A 5,038-nucleotide genomic window follows, 5' to 3' on the forward strand; every position below is an offset into this window, starting at 1 on the left:
TCGCCGGCGACAGCGCATTGGCGACGAACTGCGCCGGGTCTTCGTCGTAGTCGATGATGTCGATCTTCTCACCGGACAGCTCGCTCATCACGTTGCGTACGCGCTGGCCCATCGGGCCGATGCAGGCACCCTTGGCGTTGAGTCCGGAAACCCGTGACGCGACTGCGATCTTGGACCGGTGACCCGCCTCCCGGGCCACCGCCACGATCTCCACCGACCCGTCGGCGATCTCCGGAACCTCCAGCGCGAACAGTTTGCGGACCAAATTGGGATGGGTGCGGGAGAGCTCGATGCGCGGCTCACGAAGACCGCGGGTGACACCGATGACATAGCAGCGCAGCCGGTCGCCGTGCTCGTAACGCTCGCCGGGCGCCTGCTCGGCGGACCGGATGAGGCCGTCGGATCCTTTGGCTTCGGTACCGAGCCGCACCACCACGACACCGCGAGCGTTTTCCCGCGCGTCGCGCTGAACGACGCCCGCGACGATGTCGCCTTCGCGGGCGGAGAATTCTCCGTAAGCCTTTTCGTTCTCGGCGTCCCGCAGCCGCTGCAAGATCACCTGACGCGCGGTGGTGGCCGCGATCCGACCGAAACCTTCGGGGGTGTCATCCCATTCGGCGACGACGTTGCCGTCATCATCGATCTCCCGGGCCAGCACGCGGACCAGTCCGGTTTTGCGGTCGATGTCGATGTGCGCGTCGGTCTCGTGGCCTTCGGTGTGCCGGTAAGCGGTCAGCAGCGCGGATTTGATCGTCTCGACCACCACGTCCACCGAGATGCCCTTGTCCGCCTCGATCGCGTGCAGCGCGGCCATGTCGATGTTCATCCGCCGGCCTCCGTTCGGCCAACCTCAGCTTGAGTAGTCTGAACCAGCTCCATCTCACGCTCGAGTAGCTCGATCACCCGCGTCTGCGAAGGTAGCCTTCTGGTCACGGCGAGCTCCTCATCTTGAGTTGTCCGATCGTCTGCCCGGAGCGAACCCGGTTTCGCCTGGGGAACCAGCTATCAACGATACGCCGAATCACGCGTGGCCACGGCGGACTGGAACGCCACTTAACCTCTGCACAGTCGGCGCGTTGCGAGCCGGACCAAAGGAGCGGGCCGGCACCGTCCACACCTGGTCCGCACCTGGCAGGATGTTGGCGTGCCCGGCACCACTGCGTCTGTTCCGTTCGCCGATCCGGTCGTCAGCAGGCGACGCGTGCTGGCCGGTGCCGGGTCTCTCGCCCTGCTCGCCGTGGCAGCGCCGGCGTGCGGACCGAAGCCGGTACCGCCCGAAGTCGACGAGCTGCAAGCCCAACAGGAGCTGGCACGCCAGGACAGCGAGTTGGCCACAGCGACGGCTGCCGCTGTTGCCGACTCCGAACCCCCGGTGATCGTGGCTGCGTTAGCCCAGATCGCGGCGGAACGGGCCAATCATGCTCAGGCGCTGGCCGCCGAGGTTGCCCGGGTCGCCGGTCACCGCGAGCCGAGCCCGACTGAAACACCTGCGGCGGCGGCCACCACCGGCCGGGCCGCACCCGCCCCCAAGCTGTCCGACGTGGTGAACGCCCTGCGGGTTGCGGCAGACAGTGCCGCAAAGCTGGCGACCGAGATGTCGGGTTACCGAGCCGGTCTGCTCGCCTCCATCGCCGCAGCTTGTACAGCCTCCTACACCGTCGCATTGGTGGCTCAGCCGTGACATCGACCGAGCCCAGCCCGGCAACCGGGCCCGGCGCTGCCCTCGGCGACGCGCTGGCCACCGAATATGGCGTCATCTACGGCTACGGTGTGGTGTCGGCGTACATCCTCTCCGACCTCAACTACTTGGTGTCCGATGCGGTTCGCCAGCACCGGGACCGACGCGACCGGGTCATCACCATGATGTCCGACCGCGCGGAAGCCGTCCCCGTCGCCGCCGCCGGCTATCAGCTGCCCCTCCCGGTCAACAACACCACCGACGCCGCGCAGCTCGCGCTTCGGATGGAGAACGACACCGCGGTGGCCTGGCGGGCCGTCGTCGAACAGGCCCGCGAACCCACCGACCGCCAGTTTGCGACGACCGCACTGTCGCACAGCGCGGTGCTGGCCGCGCGCTGGAATCAGATGCTGGGCAATTGGCCGATCACCCGGGCCTTCCCGGGCGGTGCGGAGTAACCGCGGCCGCGACCTCAGCGGCCAGCGACGCGTCGACGGCCAGCTCCCGGGTCTGGCCGGACAACCGGTTGCGCAGCTCGACCACACCGTCGGCCCAGCCCCGGCCCACCACGACGATCCACGGCATACCCAGCAGCTCGGCGTCGGTGAATTTCACCCCCGGCGACGCCTGGCGGTCGTCGAGCAGCACCTGGACGCCGAGCCGGTCCAGGTCGCTGGCCAGCGCGGTGGCGCCGGCACGGGCGGCGTCGTCTTTGTTGGCAATCACCAGGTGCACGTCGAAGGGTGCGGCGGCGCTCGGCCAGCACAGCCCCAACTCGTCATGGTGTTGTTCGGCGATGACGGCCACCAGCCGTGACACCCCGACGCCGTAGCTGCCCATCGTCAGCCGCACCGGGCGACCGTCTTCGCCGAGGACGTCGGCGGTGAAGGCATCGGTGTATTTGCGGCCCAGCGAGAAAATGTGCCCGATCTCGATGCCGCGGGCCGACACCAGCTGCCCGGCACCGTCGGGTGAGGGGTCGCCGTCGCGCACCTCGGCGGCCTCGATGGTGCCGTCGGCGGTGAAATCCCGGCCGGCCACCAGCCCGACGACGTGGCGGCCCGGCGCGTCGGCTCCGGTGATCCAGCTGCTGCCGTCCACCACCCGCGGGTCGACGAGATAACGCACATCGTTGTCGGCCAGGGCCTTCGGCCCGATGTAGCCCTTGACCAGAAATGAGTACTTCGCGAAGTCGTCGTCGCCGAGCAGCACGTACTCGGCCGGTTCGAGCGCAGCGCCCAGCCGCTTCTCGTCGACCTCACGATCACCGGGCAGCCCGATGCCCAGCAACTCCCAGTCCTTGCCCGGCTCGCGAACCTTGACCAGGACGTTCTTCAGCGTGTCGGCAGCGGTGACGGTGCGGCCTGCCACACCGGCGATGCCGGCGCGGTGGACCCAGTCGACCAGCGTCGCGATCGTCGGGGTGTCCCCGGTGTCGTACACCACCGGTTCGGGAAGCCCGCCGACGGGTTGCGGGTCCGGCCGGCTGGTGACCACCGCTTCAACGTTGGCGGCGTACCCGGACTCCGGGCACCGCACGAAAGTGTCCTCGCCGACCGGGCTCTCGGCCAGGAACTCCTCGGAGGCAGACCCGCCCATCGCACCGGACTTCGCGGCCACGATCACATAACGCACACCCAGCCGGTCGAACATGCGCTGATAGGCCCGGCGATGCGCCTGGTAGGCAGCCTGCAGACCGGCATCGTCGATGTCGAAAGAGTAGGAGTCCTTCATCAAGAACTCCCGCATCCGCAGGATGCCCGCCCGCGGGCGGGCTTCGTCGCGGTACTTGGTCTGGATCTGGTAGAGGAGCAGCGGGAAGTCCTTGTAAGAGCTGTACTCGCCTTTGACCAGCAGGGTGAACAGCTCTTCGTGGGTCGGCGCGAGCAGGTAGTCGTTGCGCCGGCGATCCTGTAGCCGAAACATGGTGTCGCCGTATTCGGTCCAGCGGTTGGTCGCCTCATACGGGGCGCGCGGCAACAGCGCCGGCAGCAGAATCTCCTGCCCACCGATGGCGTTCATCTCCTCGCGCACAACGCGTTCGATCCGACGCAACACCCGCAGCCCCAGCGGCAGCCAGCTGTACAGGCCAGGCGCTACCGGGCGGATGTAGCCGGCGCGGATCAACAGCTTGTGACTGGGGACCTCGGCGTCGGCGGGGTCGTCGCGCAGGGTGCGCAGGAACAGCTGCGACATCCGGGTGATCACAGCGGGCCAGCCTAGCCGACCGGCGACGCCCCTCCCCGCCGGCGAGCATGCACCAAATCGCACTCCGCAGCCGCGTCGAATGCGAGTTTGCGCATGCTGGCCGGCGAAGCGAGTCGAGTTACAACTCGCCGGCGTCGAGGGCTTCCTGAACTTCCTGCGCTTGCGCCACCTGCGCCGCGGTGTATCGGATCAGCAGCGACACCGCGCCGACGACAACGGCCACCGCTGCCACCCACAGCAGGCCGTAGGTGTAGCCCTGATCGAGCGCATGGTGCTGGGCGGCGTTCATGTTCTTCACCGGGCCGTTGACCCCGCCCAGGTACAGCGTGCGCGAGGTGATGACGGCCTGGATGACGGCCAGCACCACCGGACCACCGAGGTTCTGCAACATCAGTGCGATCGCCGAGGTGGGCCCGATCTGGTCGAGGCCCACGCCGGCGATCGCCGACAACGCCAGCGGAACGATGATCATGCCGATACCGATCCCGCCGATCACGATCGGCACAACCAGGTTCGGGAAGTACGGTATGGCGGCGTTCAGCGTCGAGCCGTACAGCATCGCGCCCACCACCAGAACCCCGCCACTGAGCACCACCGCCCGCGGCGGGAACCACGACACCAGCTGGGAGGACGCGCCCAGGCCGAAGCCCATCGCGATGGCGAACGGAATGAAGCAGATGCCTGCCCGCAGCGCGCTGTAGCCCATGATGTCCTGCACGTACAGAGCGATGATCACGGTCAGGGTGAACATCACGCCGCCGGCCAGGAAGACAGCCGCGAAGGTCGCCAGCCGGTTGCGGTCGAAGAACAAGTTCAGTGGCACAACGGGGTTTTCGGCGGTGCGCTCCACCAGGGCGAATGCCACGAACGCGGCCGCCGCCACCACACCTGCGCCGATGGTGACGGCCGAAATCCAGCCCTGTTCCGGGCCGATCGAGAAGGTGAAAACCGCTGCGGTACATCCCAGCGTGGCCAGCACGGCTCCGGTGGCGTCCAGCTTCATCGGCTCTCGCCGGGTTTCGGCCAGCGCGGTCCGAGCCAGGTAGATCATCACTAGCCCGATCGGCACGTTCACCAGAAACGCCAGCCGCCACGACACCTCGGTCAGCGCACCACCGACCACCAGCCCCAGCACCGAGCCGATGCCGGTCA

General features: G+C 67.9%; 5 protein-coding genes. 2 read left to right on the forward strand and 3 right to left on the reverse strand.

Features of this window, described 5'->3' with window-relative positions; translation table 11 throughout:
* The coding region (locus tag AC2VOP_RS14450) for a NusA N-terminal domain-containing protein (RefSeq protein WP_486961612.1) at window positions 1–826 on the reverse strand (826 nt) is incomplete at its 3' end.
* Window positions 827–1,144: 318 nt separating this feature from the next.
* Between AC2VOP_RS14450 and AC2VOP_RS14455 the strand changes: the two genes are divergently transcribed.
* Together AC2VOP_RS14455 and AC2VOP_RS14460 are read left to right on the forward strand one after the other, a co-directional pair.
* Window positions 1,145–1,681, forward strand: coding sequence for a hypothetical protein (locus AC2VOP_RS14455; protein ID WP_486961613.1), 537 nt, complete (start codon window positions 1,145–1,147; stop codon window positions 1,679–1,681).
* Complete coding sequence (locus AC2VOP_RS14460) at window positions 1,678–2,136, forward strand: ferritin-like domain-containing protein (protein ID WP_486961614.1); 459 nt, start codon at window positions 1,678–1,680, stop codon at window positions 2,134–2,136. Before AC2VOP_RS14455 ends, AC2VOP_RS14460 begins: the two co-directional genes overlap by 4 nt.
* Here the strand turns inward: AC2VOP_RS14460 and AC2VOP_RS14465 are convergent.
* Both AC2VOP_RS14465 and AC2VOP_RS14470 read right to left on the reverse strand, forming a co-directional pair.
* Window positions 2,105–3,886: a proline--tRNA ligase gene (locus AC2VOP_RS14465; RefSeq protein ID WP_486961615.1), complete on the reverse strand. Its 1,782-nt coding sequence runs from the start codon at window positions 3,884–3,886 to the stop codon at window positions 2,105–2,107. The two genes, AC2VOP_RS14460 and AC2VOP_RS14465, sit on opposite strands and share 32 nt — an antisense overlap.
* Window positions 3,887–4,004: 118 nt before the next feature.
* Window positions 4,005–5,038: MFS transporter (locus AC2VOP_RS14470; RefSeq protein WP_486961616.1), on the reverse strand; the 1,034-nt coding region annotated here is incomplete at its 5' end.

It is taken from the genome of Mycobacterium sp. TH-M106, assembly GCF_057473765.1.